At 76.0% G+C, this 16,957-nt stretch carries 13 protein-coding genes; 5 read left to right on the plus strand and 8 right to left on the minus strand.

Annotated elements, in window-relative coordinates:
* Positions 1-9: 9 nt before the first annotated feature.
* Positions 10-1,632 (plus strand): FAD-binding oxidoreductase, encoded by a 1,623-nt coding sequence (locus tag PUR56_RS27645; protein WP_443034579.1) that lies wholly within the window; start codon positions 10-12, stop codon positions 1,630-1,632.
* Positions 1,629-2,543, plus strand: a complete 915-nt coding sequence (locus tag PUR56_RS27650) for a diacylglycerol kinase (RefSeq protein WP_329950910.1) — start codon at positions 1,629-1,631, stop codon at positions 2,541-2,543. Before PUR56_RS27645 ends, PUR56_RS27650 begins: the two co-directional genes overlap by 4 nt.
* Before the next feature lie 181 nt (positions 2,544-2,724).
* Here PUR56_RS27650 and PUR56_RS27655 read toward each other — a convergent pair whose 3' ends face one another.
* The 8 genes from PUR56_RS27655 to PUR56_RS27690 form a co-directional block, all read right to left on the minus strand.
* Positions 2,725-3,402 carry an MmyB family transcriptional regulator gene (locus PUR56_RS27655; RefSeq protein WP_329950972.1) on the minus strand — a complete coding sequence of 226 codons (678 nt, stop codon included), beginning with the start codon at positions 3,400-3,402 and terminating at the stop codon, positions 2,725-2,727.
* An 87-nt stretch (positions 3,403-3,489) separates the two neighbouring features.
* Complete coding sequence (locus tag PUR56_RS27660) at positions 3,490-4,863, minus strand: DUF2252 domain-containing protein (RefSeq protein WP_329950911.1); 1,374 nt, start codon at positions 4,861-4,863, stop codon at positions 3,490-3,492.
* A 203-nt stretch (positions 4,864-5,066) separates the two neighbouring features.
* Positions 5,067-6,662 (minus strand): multicopper oxidase family protein, encoded by a 1,596-nt coding sequence (locus PUR56_RS27665; protein WP_329950912.1) that lies wholly within the window; start codon positions 6,660-6,662, stop codon positions 5,067-5,069.
* On the minus strand, positions 6,659-7,201 hold the full coding sequence (locus PUR56_RS27670) for a hypothetical protein (protein WP_329950913.1): 543 nt from the start codon (positions 7,199-7,201) through the stop codon (positions 6,659-6,661). The genes PUR56_RS27665 and PUR56_RS27670 overlap by 4 nt, the downstream gene beginning before the upstream one ends.
* Before the next feature lie 403 nt (positions 7,202-7,604).
* Positions 7,605-10,169, minus strand: a complete 2,565-nt coding sequence (locus tag PUR56_RS27675) for an FtsX-like permease family protein (protein WP_329950914.1) — start codon at positions 10,167-10,169, stop codon at positions 7,605-7,607.
* A complete protein-coding gene (locus tag PUR56_RS27680) occupies positions 10,166-10,963 on the minus strand; it encodes an ABC transporter ATP-binding protein (RefSeq protein WP_329950915.1) in 798 nt (265 codons plus the stop codon). The genes PUR56_RS27675 and PUR56_RS27680 overlap by 4 nt, the downstream gene beginning before the upstream one ends.
* Positions 10,964-11,270: 307 nt before the next feature.
* Positions 11,271-12,059 (minus strand): aminotransferase class IV, encoded by a 789-nt coding sequence (locus PUR56_RS27685; protein ID WP_329950916.1) that lies wholly within the window; start codon positions 12,057-12,059, stop codon positions 11,271-11,273.
* A 53-nt stretch (positions 12,060-12,112) separates the two neighbouring features.
* Positions 12,113-13,210 (minus strand): GNAT family N-acetyltransferase, encoded by a 1,098-nt coding sequence (locus PUR56_RS27690; protein WP_329950917.1) that lies wholly within the window; start codon positions 13,208-13,210, stop codon positions 12,113-12,115.
* A gap of 491 nt (positions 13,211-13,701) precedes the next feature.
* On the opposite strand from PUR56_RS27690, the gene PUR56_RS27695 reads away from it, so the two are divergent.
* From PUR56_RS27695 to PUR56_RS27705, 3 genes are all read left to right on the plus strand, one after another.
* Positions 13,702-15,030, plus strand: coding sequence for a hypothetical protein (locus PUR56_RS27695; RefSeq protein ID WP_329950918.1), 1,329 nt, complete (start codon positions 13,702-13,704; stop codon positions 15,028-15,030).
* Positions 15,027-16,259 (plus strand): glycosyltransferase family 4 protein, encoded by a 1,233-nt coding sequence (locus PUR56_RS27700; protein WP_329950919.1) that lies wholly within the window; start codon positions 15,027-15,029, stop codon positions 16,257-16,259. Before PUR56_RS27695 ends, PUR56_RS27700 begins: the two co-directional genes overlap by 4 nt.
* 76 nt (positions 16,260-16,335) lie before the next feature.
* Complete coding sequence (locus PUR56_RS27705) at positions 16,336-16,794, plus strand: AraC family transcriptional regulator (protein ID WP_329950920.1); 459 nt, start codon at positions 16,336-16,338, stop codon at positions 16,792-16,794.
* Positions 16,795-16,957 lie beyond the last annotated feature (163 nt).

A 16,957-nucleotide genomic window follows, 5' to 3' on the forward strand; every position in this document is an offset into this window, starting at 1 on the left:
CTGTAACGCATGACCGCCGAGAAGCAAGCGGAACCGGCCGACGCCGCGCTGCCGCTCCCCCCGATGAAGTGGGACGCCTGGGGCGACCCGGCCCTCGCCAAGGAGCTGTCCGCCGACGTCAAGGGCCTGCTCGCCGCCGCCCTCGGCGTCACCGGCGACGCCGAGCCGGGCCCGGACGCCCCGGACGTCGTGCTGCGGCCGTCCGCCCTGTCCCCGGACGACCTCGCGGCCCTCGCCGCCGTCGTCGGCGAAGCGCACGTCAGCGCCGCCGACGCCGACCGCCTCCCCCGGGCCGGCGGCAAGTCCACCCCCGACCTGCTGCGCCGCCGCAGCCGCGCACCGCAGGACGCGCCCGACGCCGTCGTCCTGCCCGGAGGGGAGGACGAGATCGCCGCCCTGCTCGCGCTGTGCGCCGAACGCCGCATCGCCGTCGTGCCCTTCGGCGGCGGCACCAGCGTGGTCGGCGGGCTGGACCCGGAGCGCGGCGGCCTCGCGGCCGTCGTGTCGCTCGACCTGTGCCGCCTCGACCGGCTGCTCGACCTCGACGAGACCTCCGGCGAGGCCGTCCTCGGCGCGGGCCTCACCGGCCCGGCGGCGGAGGCGCTGCTCGCCGCGCACGGCCTCGAACTCGGCCACTACCCGCAGAGCTTCCGCTTCGCCACCATCGGCGGCTTCGCGGCCACCCGCTCCTCCGGCCAGGACTCGGCCGGCCACGGCCGGTTCGACGAGATGGTGCGCGGCCTGCGCGTCGTCACCCCGGCCGGCACCCTCGACCTCGGGCGCGCCCCCGCCTCCGCCGCCGGACCCGACCTGCGCGAACTGTTCCTCGGCTCGGAGGGCACCCTCGGCGTGATCACCGCCGTCCGGGTCCGCGTCCACCCCGCGCCCGCCGCCAAGGCGTACGAGGCCTGGTCCTTCCCCGACTTCGCCACCGGCTCGGCCGCGCTGCGCGCCGTCGAGCAGCAGGGCACCGGCCCGACCGTCATCCGGCTCTCCGACGAGGCCGAGACCATGGTCAACCTCGCGATGACCGAGAGGATCGGCGGCGAACCCGCGGTCACCGGCTGCCTGGCCGTCACCGTCTTCGAGGGCACCGCCGAACAGGCCGCCACCCGCCACGCGGAGACCCGCGCCGTCCTGCTCGCCGTCGGCGGCACCCCGCTCGGCGAGGCACCCGCCCGGGCCTGGGAACACGGCCGGTTCAACGCCCCCTACCTGCGGGACTCCCTGCTCCGCGCGGGCGCGCTCTGCGAGACCCTCGAAACCGCCACCAGCTGGCGGAACCTCCCCGAACTCCGTCTGGCCGTCACCACCGCCCTCACCGAGGCCCTCCCCGGCTCGCTCGTGCTCTGCCACATCTCGCACGTCTACCCGACCGGCGCCTCGCTCTACTTCACGGTCGTCGCCGCCCTCGGCGACGACCCGTTGGAGCGGTGGGCCGGTGCGAAGCGCGCCGCCTGCGACGCCATCCTGACGGCCGGCGGCACGATCACCCACCACCACGCGGTCGGCGCCGACCACCGCCCCTGGATGACCGACGAGATCGGCGAGCTGGGCGTGCGCATCCTGCGCGCCGTCAAGGCCGAGCTGGACCCGGCGGGCATCCTCAACCCGGGCAAGCTGATCCCGTGAGCGGCCGGAGAACCATCGCCCGCGTCGTTCTCCTCACCAACCCCGCGGCAGCCGCCGGCCACGCCGAGCCGGCGGCCCGCCGCGCCACCGCCCGCCTGCGCGACCTCGGCATCGCCGTGGACGCGCGAGCGGGCACCTCCGCCGCCGAGTCCCTCGAACTCGCCCGCGCCGCCGTCGGCTCCGGGTCCTGCGACGCCCTGGTCGTCGTCGGCGGCGACGGCATGGTCAACCTCGGCCTGCAGGCCGCCGCCGGCACGTCCGTCCCCCTCGGGGTCGTCCCCGCCGGCACCGGCAACGACCACGCCCGCGCCTACGGCCTCCCCCGCAACGCCCCGGAGGCCGCCGCCGACGTCGTCGCCGCCGGCCACACCCGCACCGTCGACCTCGGCCTCGTCACGGCGGCCGACGGCAGCACCCGCCGGTTCGGCTCCGTCCTCGCCAGCGGCTTCGACTCCCTGGTCAGCGACCGCACCAACCGGCTCCGCTGGCCCCGCGGCCGGATGCGCTACAACCTCGCCATCGCCGTCGAGTTCGCCAACCTCCGCCCGCTGCCCTTCCACCTCACCCTCGCCGACGGCACCGAGATCACCCGCGACCTCACGCTCGCCGCCGTCGGCAACACCAGCAGCTACGGCGGCGGGATGCTCATCTGCCCGACCGCCGACCCCACCGACGGCCTCCTCGACCTCACCCTCGTCGACGCGATGCCCCGCCACCGCATCGCCCGCTTCTTCCCCACCCTCTTCAAGGGCACCCACGTCCGACGCCGCGAGGTCACCACCCACCGCACCACGTCGGTCCGCATCGACTCCCCCGCCATCACCGCCTACGCCGACGGCGAGTTCATGGCCCCCCTCCCCGTCACCGTCACCGTCACCCCCGCCGCCCTCCACCTCCTCACCCCCGCCTGACCCGCCACACCCCCGAACGCCGAAGGGCCCCGCGGCATCCGTCACCTTTTCCGAATTCACCTCTTCGAGCCTTCGGAGGCCGCGAAGACTGCTTTCCAGGATGTCGATCAAGACGCGACGGCGGGCATCCTGGTCAGACCCAAGAAACCAGAGGTAGCACCTGAAGGACCTCTCCCGAAGGTCACCCCTGCGACACCGAGCAGGAGCAGGGAGACGAGGGCAGGCCGGACGGCCGGTCGGACGGCCGGTCGGACGGCCGGTCGGACGGCCGGTCGGACGGCCGGTCGGACGGCCGGTCGGACGGCGCCGCCTCCGGCGCCCCGACGTAGCCGAGCAGTTCGGCGTGGAGCGCGCCCAGGTGGGTGGTCCGTTCGAGGATGTGCCGGGCCCAGGCGCCGAAGTTGAGGATCCGCGGGGCCAGGCCGTCCGGGTGCAGGGCCAGCCGGTAGGCGTTGGTGCCGGGGCCGACCAACTCGGCGGCCACCCCCTCGGTCAGCAGCCCGAGGGCGGCGTCGGCCGCGACGACGTCACCGGAGCGGTCCACCACCAGGGCGGGGTACGGGAGATGGCCGTCGAGGAGGTGACCGAGGGCGGTCCGGACCGGCGCCGGCTCGGGACCGTCGAGCGGGTGCTCGGCGTAGACGGGGGCGTAACCGGCGGACAGCAGCAGTTCGTTGCGCTCGCGCAGCGGCAGGTCCAGGGACTCGGCGAGCCGGACCACCATGCCGCGCCCGGGCGCCGAGCGGCCGGACTCGATGAAGCTGAGGTGGCGCCGGGTGGTCCCGGCGCGGGTGGCGAGTTCGAGCTGGCTGAGACGGCGGTGGGTGCGGCGCTCGCGCAGGGTCCGGGGGAAGTCCACGGGAGCCATTTGTCCACGGGGGCGGCTCCGGCCCCCGGGCGGGGCCGGACCCGGGCCGGGTTCGGTCCCGGGCAGGTCGGGGCGGCCTCAGATACCCCGCCGTGCCGCCACCGCGTGCGCGTCGATCGCGGCCAGCAACGCCGCGTGGTCGACGACGGTCCGGTCCGCGTACTGGACGGCGAAGTCGGCCACGGCCTCGGAGAAGGTGTCGGCGCTGCCCAGGTAGCCGGCGACGGCGAGACGGTCGCCGGAGCGGGCGTGGGCGCGGGCCAGGGTCCGGCCGCAGAGGTCGGCGTAGGCGCGCAGGTCCGCGGGCGCCATGTCGGCGACGGCGGCGGCCCCCTTCATGTCGCGCAGCTGGCGTCCGTAGAAGTGGCGGCCCCCGGGGCCGGTGGTCCAGCCGAGGAAGATGTCGCTGGCGGCCTGCATCAGGTGCTGGCCGGTGACGACGCGCCGGCCGCCGTGGACGACCGGCGCCTCGGTGAGGTGACGGCCCTCGGTCGGCGTCTCCGGCAGGTAGTCCTCCAGCACGGACCGCCCGGCCTCCTTGATCTGGAGGAAGAGGGGGTCGCGCTCGTCCCGGCCCTCCAGGAGGAGGATGAAGCAGCGGGTGCCGACACTGCCGACGCCGACCACCTTGCGGGCGACGTCGACCAGTTGGAAGCGGTCGAGCAGGACCCGGCGGTCCTCGGCGAGGGTGGCGCGGTAGTCGCTGAAGATCTTGCCGACCCTGCGCAGCTCGTCGCGCGGCACCGGTTCGATCAGCGGCGGGTCGCTGATGATGCGACGGCGGCCGTCCTCACCCCGCTCGGTGAGCTTGCCGAAGACCTGCAGGCTGGTGCGGCGGCGGGCGCGGTCGAGGTTGGCCTCGACCTGTCGGCGGCGACCGCCCCCGCGGACCGTCGCCGGCAGGTCGGCGGTGTCGATCCGGGCGTACCAGACCTCGAGTTCGCCCATCTCGGCGAGGCGCCGCATGGCGACCGCGTAACCGTCCGCGGCGGCGAGCGCGGCGCGGTGGGCGCGGTCGTCGTCGTGGCCGTTGTCGCGGGCGGCGACCGCGACGCTGGCGGCGAGCCGTTTGACGTCCCACTCGAAGGGGCCGGGGTAGGTCTCGTCGAAGTCGTTGACGTCGAAGAGCAGGGCGCGTTCCGGCGAGGCGTACACGCCGAAGTTCAGCAGGTGGGCGTCGCCGCACAGTTGGACGGTGAGGCCGGTGTCGGGGACGGCGGCGAGGTCGGCGGTCATGACGGCGGCGGAGCCCCGCAGGAAGGCGAACGCGGATTCGGCCATCCGTCCGTAGCGGATCGGGCGGAGGTCCGCGAGCCGGTCCTCGGCCTGGTGTTCCAGCAGGCGGATCGGGTCCGGGCGGTCGGCGGCGGGGATCCAGCGGCCGTGGGCGGAGCGGGAGACCCGGCTGCGGGCGGCCCGGCCGCGCCGGCGGCGTTCGGCGGGACTGGTCATGCGCGGCTCCTCGCTGTGCGGCCCGGAGCCCCTCCACGGCCGGGACCCCCCTCCCTCGCGACGCTAGGCCACGCGCCGCGGGGCGGCATGTCGGGGCGCGGGCGGGGGCTGCCACGAGGTGGGTGGGCGCGCGAATCCCCCGCCGACGCTCCGCCGAACGGGTGAAAGGTGCGCGAGCGGACGGAGCCGCGCACCGTCCCCGCTCACTCCACGACGAAGTCCGCCATCATCGCCATGTCCTCGTGCTCCAGGTTGTGGCAGTGCAGCATGTACGTCCCCGGGTAGTCGGTGAACCGCACCAGCACCTCCACCCCCTCCGACGGCCGCAGGTCCACGGTGTCCTTCCAGCCCGCGTCGTACGGGCCCGGGTCACCACCGTTGCGGGAGAGCACCTGGAACTGGTCCAGGTGCAGGTGGACGGGGTGGTGGACGTCGCTGAAGAACCTCCAGATCTCGGTGGTGCCGAGCGCCGGGGCCGCCAGCACGCGGCCCGGCTCGTACGGCCGGTTGTTGATCGTCCAGCCGTCGTTGCGACTGCGGCGGAAGCCGAAGGTGCGGGTGGTGACGGCGGCGCCGGGGTCGAGCCGTTCGAGGGTGCAGAGGCGTTCGGGGACGGTCGCGTCGTCGGTCACCGGGCGGGAGGTGACGTCGAAGCGGAGGACCTCGCCGGTCCGCTCGCTGCCGAAGCGGTTCGTCAGGCGGACGGACGCGCCGGGCGGGTAGCGGGAGAAGTCGACCACGACGTCGAACCGCTCGGCGGGGGCGATCTCGACGGCGTCGTGCCGGATCGGTGTCTCCAACAGTCCTCCGTCGCCGCCGATCTGGACCAGCGCGCCGCCGTCGGCGGGCTGCGGGTCGAGTTCCAGGCGGTAGATCCGGGTGTTGGAGGCGTTGAGCAGGCGCAGCCGGTAGTGGGCGCGGTCCACCTCGACGCGTGGCCAGGGCGCGCCGTTGACCAGGATGACGTCGCCGAGCACGCCGTTCATGTAGTCGTCGGTGACGCCCGGAACGGTCAGCCCGGGGTCGACGGAGGGGTAGCGGAACGAGCCGTCGGAGGCGAAGGCGCGGTCGGCGAGCATGAGCGGGAGGTCGCGTTCGCCGCGCGGCAGCGGCAGGGCGTCCTCCTCCTCGTCGCCGATCAGGTGGAAGCCGGCCAGGCCGCGCCAGATGCCGGGGCCGGTGAAGCCCATCCGGTGGTCGTGGTACCAGAGGGTGGCGGCACGCTGGTGGCCCGGGTACGTGTAGCTGCGCTCACCGACGACGGTCCGGCCCACGGTTCCTGTCCCGGACGTCCCGGCCATCCCCGCCATCCCGGCCATCCCCGCCATCGCGTGCGCCGCGTGGTCGGCCGACGATCCGGCCGGGAGCAGCAGGTCGACGGGGTAGCCGTCGCTGTCCGCCGGGGTGTGGCCGCCGTGCAGGTGGACCACCGAGGGCACCGGCAGCTCGTTGCGGTGGCGGACCACGACCTCGCGGCCCGCCCGCGCGACCATGGTCGGGCCGGGGAAGGACCCGCCGTACGTCCAGGCTTCGGTGCGCAGGCCGGGCAGGATCTCCAGGCCGGCGACCCGCTGGACGATCTCGTAGTGGTCCGTGGTCGCGTCGGAGCGGACCGGAGCGAGGACGGGCGGCACCGGCAGCGGCACCCGGAACGGCTCCGGCAGTGGGACCTCGCTGGTCAGCAGGCGTCCCGGCCGCGCCTCGGCCAGCAGCCGGGCGGCCGGCGGCACGGCGAAGGCCCCGACCGCGCCCGCGCCGATCACGGCCGCGCCGACGCCGAGGAACCGGCGGCGCCTCACTGCGCCACCTCCATCGAGCCGCTCGGACGGGGCAGCCGTCCGGCGGCGGCGCCCTGCGGGGCGGCGGGGGCGCCGCCGCTCGCGGGCAGCGGCAGACGCCAGGCGCCGACCAGGGCGAACAGCAGGGCGCTGACCAGCAGGACGCCCAGGGTCACGTGCAGCCCGACCGCCCGGTCGTATCCGAAGGCCGTCTGGGCGCCTGCCGCGACCGCCAGCAGCGCCGCGGTGCCGAGCGGCCGGAACGGTCCGCGCGTGCCGCCCGGGCCGCGACGGGCGACCAGGCCGACCAACGCGGCGGCCACCAGCTGGACGAGCACCAGGGTGTCCAGGGCCATGGCGGCCAGTTCGTGGGCCTTGAGCGAGTCGTAGTGGCCGTTCAGGAAGCTGGCGGCCAGCATCGTCTGGACCACGGCCAGGACGGCGAGCGCGGTGGCGGTGGCCCGCAGCACCAGCAGCGGCAGACGCGGCGGCAGGCGGGGCCGCAGGCGCAGCGACGGACGGGGCGGGCGGGGCGTGCGGGCCGCGGGAGGACTGCTCATCGGTCGGCCTTCTCTCTGCCGGGGCGCGCCGGGGCCCGGCAGCGGGCACACCGGGCGTGCCGGACCGGCTCGGCGCGGGGGTGGACGGGACGGCGTCCCCGGGCGTGCGGCACCGGACGGACGCGGCCGTGAGCGTAGCTGATCAGACATCACGATCGTTGTGGATCAAGGGCCTTCCGGCCTTCTACCACTCTCTGGCGCCTGTTCGGCGCGGCTTTGTCACCCGAACGGGCGGTGCGCCAGACCCGCGCGCACCGCCCGTTCACGCCCCCTGCGGAGCCGGAGCTCCGGTCCTTCCCCAGGCCGTTCCCTCCCCCGGGACGACCTCCCCCGGGACGGCCTTTCCCGCCCGGCCTTTCCCACCCGGCCTGCTGGGACCGGACCGGTCCCCTCCTCGCCGTCCCTACTGCCGGCCGCCGCCCATCGCCACCGGACGGGTCCGCAGCAGGGCCCGGGCCGGCAGGGCGGTCGCGGCGAGGCAGAGCAGCACCGCCGCGCCCCCCAGCGGCAGCGCCGTCCCGACCGGGACGTGCGGCGCCGCGCCGGCGATGCCCCGGGTGACCGGCACCAGGGTGGTCCAGGCGATCGCACCGCCGACCACCAGGCCGGTCGCGGCGACCAGCAGCGCCTCCCAGCGCATCATGCCGCGCACCTGCCGCCGGGTGGTCCCCGCCAACCGCAGCAGCGCGATCTCGCGGCGCCGGTCCAGCACCGTCATCACCAGGGTGTTGGCGGCCGTGACCGCCGCGAACCCGCCCAGCACCCCCGCCATCACGGTGTTCGCCCAGGCGCCGAGCTCCTGCGCCTTGTCGGCCTGGGCGACGAACCCGGCCCGGTCGGTGACGAGCAGAGCCGTCCCGCCGCCCACCCCGGCCAGCTGCTTCGCGACCGCGGCCCGGTCGGCGTCCGGCGCGTCCGTGACCAGCACCTGGCTGTCGTAGCCGGCGGTCACGTGCTCCGCGACGGCCGCCCGGGGCAGCAGCGCCTGCCCGAAGCCGAGCCCGCGCTCGTAGGTGGCGACCAGCAGCGGCTTCGCCTCCGTACCGTCACCGAGCCAGAGCGGGACCCGGTCACCGACCTTGACACCGAGGTCGTCGGCCATGGTCCGGGAGAGCGCGACGGTGTCCGTCGAGCGGCCGAGCTCGGCCAGCGAGCCCTCGTGCACGCCGAGGTCGAGCACCCGGGGGAGCCGGGCCGGGTCACCGGCGACACCCAGCGCGTTGGCGGTCTGCACCGTCTGCCCGCTGCGGTAGAGGACACCGGTGCGCAGGACGCCGACCGCCGCCTCCACACCGGGCACCTTCGCCGCCTGCTCGGCGGTGCCGGCGGGCAGGCCCGGGCCCGTCGACGCGAGCACGTGGTCGGCGGTGATGCCGCTGCGCACCTGCTCACCGGTCTCGTGGCTGATCGTGGTCTGCAGGAAGAGCAGGGTGCCGCAGAAGGCGGTGACCATGGCGATCGGCGTGATCGCGGAGGCCAGCCGGCGGGCGTTGGCCCGCGTGTTGTCGGCGGCCAGCGAGCCTGGCGCGCCGCCGGCCCGCAGCGGGGCACCGAGCACCCCGGCCGCGCCCCGGGCCACCCAGGGGCCGAGCAGCGCGACGGCGGTCAGGAAGCACATCACCACGCCGAGCGCGGTGTTGGCGGCGTCGGAACCCTTCAGGGCCGAGGCGAGGCCGGCCAGCGACACGCCACCCGCGGCGAAGAGCAGGCCGATCACGGTGCGCACCTTGCCCGGACGGCCGGCTTCGACGGCTGCCGCACCGAGCGCCTGGCCGGCGCGCATCCGGGCCGGGCCGCGGGCGGCGACGAAGCCGGCCCCCAGCGCGGCGAGCGTGCAGACGCCGACGGCTGCCAGCATCGGCACCGGGCCGACCGACAGTTCCACCGAGTCCGGGACGGCGCCGCGCTCCACCATCTCGTCGAACCACCAGCGGGCCAGGGCCAGTCCGGGCAGGATGCCGAGCGCACCGGCGAGGGGGGCGACCAGCATCGCCTCGGTGGCGATGGTGCGGCGGATCTGCCGCGGGGTGGCGCCGATGGCGCGCAGCAGGGCGAACTCGCGGGCGCGCTGGCCGGTGGCCAGGGCGACGGTGGAGACGACCACGAAGACGGCGGTCATGGTGGCGGTGCCGCCGAAGGAGCCGCCCAGGGCGGTCAGCATGGTGCGCGCCTCGGCGAGCACGGGCTGCTCGACGGTGCCGCGGTCGTCCCCGGTCAGCACCTCCGCCCGGTCGCCCACGGCCTGCTCGACCTGCGCGGCGAGCGCCTTGGCGTCGACACCCTCGCGGGGCTGCACGGCGATGGCGTCGACCCGGCCGGGGTGGCCGGAGAGGCGGTCGGCCGGCTGGTCCGCGAACCAGGCGGTGGGCGTCCCGGCCGCCGCGACGCCGAACTGCTGCGGGGCGGCGAGGCCGGAGATCCGGTAACTGCCGCTGCCGCCGGGCGCGGTGAGCGTCACGGTGGTCCCGGGCGCCAGCTTGGCGGCGCGCGCCGTGTCGGCGTCCAGGACGACCTCGCCGGCGCCGGGGGCGCGGCCCTCGACCAGCTTGTCGGCGGGGCCGGTGATGCCGAGCGAGGCGAAGCCCCGGCCGGTCAGCGGCGATCCCGCCAGCGGGGTGCCGGCGGCGCCCTGCACCGGGAAGGCGGTGTCGGGGCGGGCGGCGGCCACGCCCGGCTGGGCGGCGATCCGGGCCGCCAGCCCCGCGTCCAGACGGGCCCGCTCGGGCACCGACTGGCTCTCGGTCTCGGTGTCCTCGGCGCTCTTGTAGGTGATCGTGACGGTCGGGTCGGCGGCCACGACCACCGGCGCGCTCGCGTACCGGCCGACCGGCACGGAGGCGGTGAGGCCGGTCTGCAGCAGCGTGCCGCAGGCCATCACGACGGCCGCGCCGAACAGCAGCGCGACGAAAGTGCCGACGAAGGAGGCGGGGCGGAACCGCACCGAGGCGCGGGCGAGTCCGTTGGTCATGCCGCCACCCCCACCGGGCGCGCGGCCAGCGTGACCATCCGGTCGGCGATCGTCCGCGGGTCCGGCCGGTACAGCTCGTCGGCGAGCGCGCCGTCGGCCAGGAAGAGCACCCGGTCGGCGACCGAGGCGGCCACCGGGTCGTGGGTGACCATCACGACGGTGGCACCCATCGAGTCCACCGCGCCGCGGAGCAGGCCCAGCACCTCGTGCGCGGTCCTGGTGTCCAGTGCGCCGGTCGGCTCGTCCGCGAAGAGCACGTCCGGGTCGGTGATCAGTGCGCGGGCGATCGCCACCCGCTGCTGCTGACCGCCGGAGAGCTGCCCCGGCCGGCGCCCGGCGTGGTCACCGAGACCGACCCGGGCGAGCAACTCCTCGGCCCGGGAACGGTCCTGGCGCTCACCGGCGAGGCGCTGCGGGAGCAGGACGTTCTGCAGCACGGTCAGCGAGGGCAGCAGGTTGAAGGACTGGAAGACGAAGCCGATCCGGCTGCGGCGCAGCTTGGTGAGCCGGTTCTCGCTCAGCCGGGTGATCTCCTCGCCGCCCAGGTAGACCTCGCCGGCGGTCGGGCGGTCCAGGCCGGCCGCGCACTGCAGGAACGTGCTCTTGCCCGAGCCGGACGGGCCCATGACCGCGGTGAAGGTACCGCGGCCGAGGGCGAGGTCGACGCCGCGCAGGGCGTGCACGGTCTCGCCGCCCCGGCCGTAGCTGCGCCGCACGCCGCGCAGCTCGATCGCGGCGTGGGCGTCGGAACGCCCGTACGGCTCGGGCTGGGGGCGGGTGCGGCGGGGTGCCATGGTGGGCCTTCCTTCGGGGATCGTCGCTGGTCGTCGACGTGTTCCAGGCTAGGAAGACGCGGCGCGGCGGACCATGGAGGCCGCTGGCGGACGGGGGGTGGGGTTATCCCCCGGCGCGCTCTCCGGGTGGCGCCAGCCCTCCCCGCCGCCGCCGGACGACGGCCCGCGTGCGGGCGCGGTCGCGCCAGGGCGCCGGTCGCACGCCCGGGACTCTCCGTCGGGCTCGCCGTCGGGCTCGCCGTCCGGCCTCTCGGGCGGATCTCCTCCCCGGGCTCTCTCCTCGGGTCCTCCCCCTCGGGCCTCCTCGTCAGATCCGCTCGCCGTCGATGCCCTCGTACGCGGCGCGGAGTTCGGCGACGGCGGGGTGGGCCGGGTCGAACCGGGTGCCGTCGATCGCCGCGACCGGGCGGACCCCGACGCCCGCGTTGACGGCGACGGCGGCGACGAAGCGGTCCAGCCCGGACGGTGCGACGGGCTCGCGCCGCTGCGGGCCGCCGTACGCGCCGGCCAGCAGTGCCTCGGTGACGCCGGGCAGGGCGGCGGCGTCCGGTCGGACCAGGTCACGGCCGTCGTGGAGGGCGAGGTTCCAGGTGGCGCCCTCGGTGATCCGACCGTCCTCGTCGACCAGCAGCGCATCGTCGAAACCGGCCAGTTGGGCCAGCCTGCGGTGATGGAGCAGCCCGAACAGGCCGACGTGCTTCACTCCCGGCAACTCGCGCCGGTACACGGCGGTGCGGACCCGCAGCGGGCCGGGCGGGCCGGCCGGCGCCGGGCGGGTGGTGACCAGCAGCCGGGGTTCGGCCGGCGCGGCCGGGCGTTCGAGGCCGAGCGCCGGGTCGAACACGGTGACCCGGACGATCACCGGCGCGCCGTCGGCCGGGAGGACGTGCCGGATCCGGTCGCGGACCAGCTCCCGGTCCAGGGAGGCCCCGAACACCGTGCGGCAGTCGCGGACCAGCCGGTCCAGGTGGAGCGTCAGCCCGCGGGTGCGGCCCGCCTCGGCGCGCAGCGTGGTGAAGTGCCCGTAGTTGAGCAGGCCCAGCGCCGCGAGCTGCGCGGGGTCGGCGGGTGCGCCGTCGATCTCGATCTCTGCCATGCGGCGAGTTTCCCAGGTCGGCCCGCCGGGGTGCGGAGCGGTGCGCGGCGAGGTCATCGCGCGGGGTCGCCGGGCTCCCCCCTCCGGTCGCCGGTCCGGTCGCGGCCCTGATCGCGGCCCTGATCTCGGCCTTGGTCGTGGGCCTGCTCACGGACCTGTCTGCCGCCCGGGCCGCCGCCCGGGCCGGCCAGGATCGGACGGTAGGGGGTCGTGACCGGCCGGCCGCCGTCGCGCGCCGACCGCTCGACGTGCTCGATCCGGTACGCGAGCCCTTCCGGCTCCCCCGCGTCCGACCACCGCCACGCCTCCGCCCACCACTGCGGGCCGCGCACCAGCGGGCGTCCGGCGAGCGCCAGGTGCAGGGCGAGCGTGGAGCGGGCGAAGTCGCGCACCCAGCCGTCCGCCCGGCGGTAGTCCGTGGTCTCGTCCAGCCGCAGCCAGCGGCCCTCGCGGCCGGCGGTGAGCAGCGGGGTCCAGCCGCCACCGGGGCCCGGCGCCCCGTCCGCGACCAGCAGGACCAGCCGGTCCTCCTCCTCCCGTACCCGGTAGGGCGGCAGTTGGGGCAGCCGCGCCAGGCCGACGGCGTGCTTCCAGGAGACCACCCAGAGACCGCGGCGCAGGTAGTACCGGACGGCGTGCTGCCACGTCCAGTGCGCCTCCAGGCGGTAGCCGGGCAGACCCTCGGCCGTGGCGGCCCGGTAGAGCTGGTCGAGCGCCGTCGCGGCGAGGCCGCGCCCACGCGCGGCGGGGCGCAGGTAGAGCGAGGAGACGGCCAACTGCCCGGGCCCCTTCGTCCAGTTGTCGACGGCGACGGTGCCGACCGGGGCGCCGGCCACGGCACCGGTGGCGTCGGCCGCTCCGCCCACGGGGTCGGCGGTCCCGGCGGCGCCGGTCAACCAGTAGCGGCGGCGGTACAGCTCACCGTCCGGCCACTCGCGCCCGCTCTCTCCGAGCCGCTGTCGCAGGGCGCGTTCCTCCGCCGGACCGATCGCCTCCGGATCCACCTGCTCGCCCAACTCCCCCTCGGCGCGCGACGCGAGGTCCCAGAGCGCGAACCGCCGCCCCTCGCCCTCCCCCACCGCCCGCACCCCGGGCGCCGCCTCCAGCCGCGCCTGCGCCCGTTCCACCGCCGCATCCCAGGACCTCACCACGCCGTCCACGATAGCGACCGGACGGCACCGAGCGTAATTCCATGGACACCGAACGTCAGGTCGGGTACGAATTCACTTGTTCGGAACACCTCGCGAAAGGGCGGACCCCACCCGTGCACGATCCCACCGTCCGGCCTGCGCGCGGCCCTCCCCCGCGCGCCCGACCGTGGTAGGGGAAACCCGACCACAGGACTCGACCTGGCCCTCATGACCTCGCCGACCTGCGCCGCTGCAATGAAGTGGTGCTGATTCACCGCGCCCGTCGAAGCCGTCCGAGCCCTCCCCGCCCTCACGATCGACCTCGTCTCCACGACCGCCACCGCCACGACCGTCACCGCCACCGCTCCCCCGGCGGGCGACGGCTGCTGTGGTGCGGCGGATGGCTGGTCGCGGCCGGCTGGGCCGGGGCGTTCCCGCTCGTCTCCGGGCTGGGACCGCACCGGAGTTGGGGACTGCACGCCGCAACGGGATACCTGGCGGCGGCGGTTGCCGTGCTGGTGCTGCCCCGGCGGTGGGCGTCCCGCTGCGCGGCGGCCGTCGCGCTCGCCGGCGCGATCGCCGTACCGCTGTTCGTCCTGGTCGCCACCGGGCAGGGGCAGAGCGAGGTCACCGTCATCGAACGGTCGGGCGAACTGCTGCTCCGGCACGGCACGCCGTACCTGGCCGAGCCGCACACGGTCGCCGAGTACACGCCGTACCTGCCCGGCATGGCGCTGTTCGGGCTGCCTCGCGCGCTGCTCGGATCGGACGGGTGGCCGGTCCGGATGCTCGGCGACGCACGGGTGTGGTGTGCCGCCGCGTTCTTCGGCTGCCTGGTCGCGGCCGTCGGACCGCACCGGACCCGGCTGCGGCTGCGGCTGCGGCTGCGGCTGCGGCTGCGGCGTGAGCATCGGCGTCGGCATCGGGGCGGACCTGTTCCGACTTCGGGGCCTGCCGTCGGCCCGGTCGGCCCGCAGGTCGGCACGCAGGTCGCGGCGCTGATCGCCTCGCCGCCGGTCGCGCTGCCGCTCTGCGTCAGTGGGGTCGACCTGCCACTCACCGGACTCTGCTGCCTGGCGCTCGCCCTGGCCGGCCGGGCCCGCCCGCTCGGCGCCGGAGCGGCCCTCGCCCTGGCCTGCGCGCTCAAGTGGACGGCCTGGCCGGCGGTCGCCGTGGTCGCCGCCCTGCTGGCCGCCACCGCCGGACGGCGGGCGGCGGTGCGCGCGACGGCCACCGCCGTGGCCGGCACGGCCGCGATCGTCCTGCCCGGTGCACTGCGCGCGCCCGGACCGCTGGTGCAGCAGGTGTTCGCCTTCCCCACCGGGCGCGGCGGGCTGCCCACGCCCGCGAGCAGCCCCCTGCCCGGCCGGATCCTCGCCGACCTCGGCCCGGCCGGGTGGTACACCTCCCTCACCCTGCTCCTGCTCGCCGGACTCGCGGTCGCCGCGTCGCTCGCGCTCCGCCCGCCCCGGGACGCCACCGGCGCAGCCGACCGGCTGGCACTCGGACTCGGCCTGGCCTTCCTGCTGGCGCCCGCCGGACGGTTCGGCTACCTCGCGCTGCCCGCGCTCCTCGTCCTCCTCGCCAGGCTGTCCGCGCGCGACCGCCCCGGGGCCGACCGTGCCCGCACCGCCACCGCCGTGCCCGCCGTGCCCGCCCCGTCCGTACGTGCCCCTGCTCTCCTCGCCCCGCCGCCGCGGGCGGGCGGGTGCGTCCGTCCCGCGCCGCGCCGCCCCACCACCCCGGTGCCCGCCCGCCCCCGGCAACCGGCCCGCGCCCCGGCCCGCACCACCGCCACCGCCACCGCCTTCCCCCGAACCGAGGTCGTCACCACCCCATGACCAGCACCCTCATCGTCACCAACGACTTCCCGCCCCGACAGGGCGGCATCGAGACCTTCGTCCACGCCATGGCCACCCGGCTGCCCGGCGGCGAGGTCGTCGTCTACACCTCGGACGAACCGGGCTCCGCCCACCACGACGCCGCACTGCCGTTCCCGGTGATCCGCGACCGGTCCCGGACGCTGCTGCCGACCGGGCGGGTCACCCGCCGGGCCGCCGAGATCGCCCGGGCGTACGGCTGCGACCGGGTCTGGTTCGGCGCCGCGGCCCCGCTCGCCGCGATGACGCCCGGGCTCCGCCGCCGAGCGCCGGGAATCCGGCGGACCGTCGCCACCACGCACGGCCACGAGATCTGGTGGGCGCGCACCCCGGGGGCCCGTCGACTGCTGCGGCGGATCGGTGACAGCGTCGACGTCGTCACCTACCTCGGTCCGTACACCCGCGAGCGGATCGCCCCCGCGCTCGGACCCGCGGCCCGGCTGGAACGGCTCGTGCCCGGCGTCGACGCCGACCTGTTCCGGCCGCGGCCCGGGCGGCCGTCCGACGAGTCGTCCGCACTGTGGCGGGAGCAGCGGGGCGGCGGTCCCACCGGGCCGGTGATCCTCTGTGTGGCCCGGCTGGTCCCGCGCAAGGGTCAGGACTCCCTGATCCGCGCGCTCCCGCAGATCCGGCGGGCCGTCCCCGGCGCCACCCTGGTGCTGGTCGGCCGCGGCCCGGACGAACAGCGGCTGCGCGACCTCGCGCGGCGGCACACCGAGCCGGGCTCGGTCGTGTTCACCGGCGGCCGGGAGCACGCGCAGACGCCCGCCCACTACGCGGCGGCCGACGTCTTCGCGATGCCGTGCCGCACCCGCCGGGCCGGTCTGGAGGCGGAGGGTCTCGGCATCGTCTTCCTGGAGGCGGCGGCCTCCGGACTCCCCGTCGTCGCGGGCCGCTCCGGCGGTGCACCGGACGCCGTCCTCGACGGCGTCACCGGCACCGTCGTCGACGGCCGCGACGACACCGCCGTCGCCGAGGCGATCGTCCGCATACTCCGGACGCCCGCCGCCGAGCGCGCGCGGACGGGCGAGGCCGGTCGCCGGTGGGTCCGGGAACAGTGGTCCTGGGAGACCACCGCCCAGCGGCTGGCCGCCCTCCTCGCCCCCGACGCGTCCCCCTCGACTCCGAGGCCCACGCCGGCGACCGGCGACCGGCTCGGGAGTAGTGGGCCGGGCGCTCCCGAGCGATGACTTTTGAAATATCGACCGGAAGGGATTTTATACCTTGCTACTGTTCGATTCACGCCGATCGAACGGAGGGGACGTCGTGTTCACCGTGGAGGACATTCCGGAATTCCGGATCGCCTACCTGAGGCACGTCGGCCCGTACGGGCCCGGAAATGCCGCCCCGATGGAAAGGCTCAAGGAATGGGCCACCAGCAACGGCCTGTTCCGGGCCGACTCGGTCGTCCTGGGGATCGCCCGGGACGACCCCGCGCGGACGACGCCGCAGAACTGCAGGTACGACGCGTGCCTCGTCCTTCCGCAGGACGCCGGGATCCCGCACGGCGAGGTCGAGGAGGCCCGACTGGCCGGCGGCCGTCACGCGGTCCTGGTCGTCCCGCACACCCCCGAGGGGTTGTCACGCGCCTGGGCCGGACTGTTCCACGCACTGACAGGTGCGGGTTTCAGTCCGGACCCCGGGCGGCCGATTGTCGAACGGTACCGTCCACAGATGCTCGACGCTCACCTGTGCGAGATCTGCGTTCCCGTCCTCCCCTGCTGAGACGAGCCGGTTTCTTCGCACGGCCGTGAATTACCCACCCCCCCCCCCGGGGAAACTCAATCGAAAGGCTACGGGGCAGGCGCCCGTCGCCGCTCGTCGGGCCCGGGAGTCCGCATTCAGGGGGCGGCGGCTTCCCGCAGGACGCAGGCCGGTTCGCGCGGCT

The organism is Streptomyces sp. BE303, from assembly GCF_036290945.1.
Lineage (GTDB): Bacteria > Actinomycetota > Actinomycetes > Streptomycetales > Streptomycetaceae > Kitasatospora.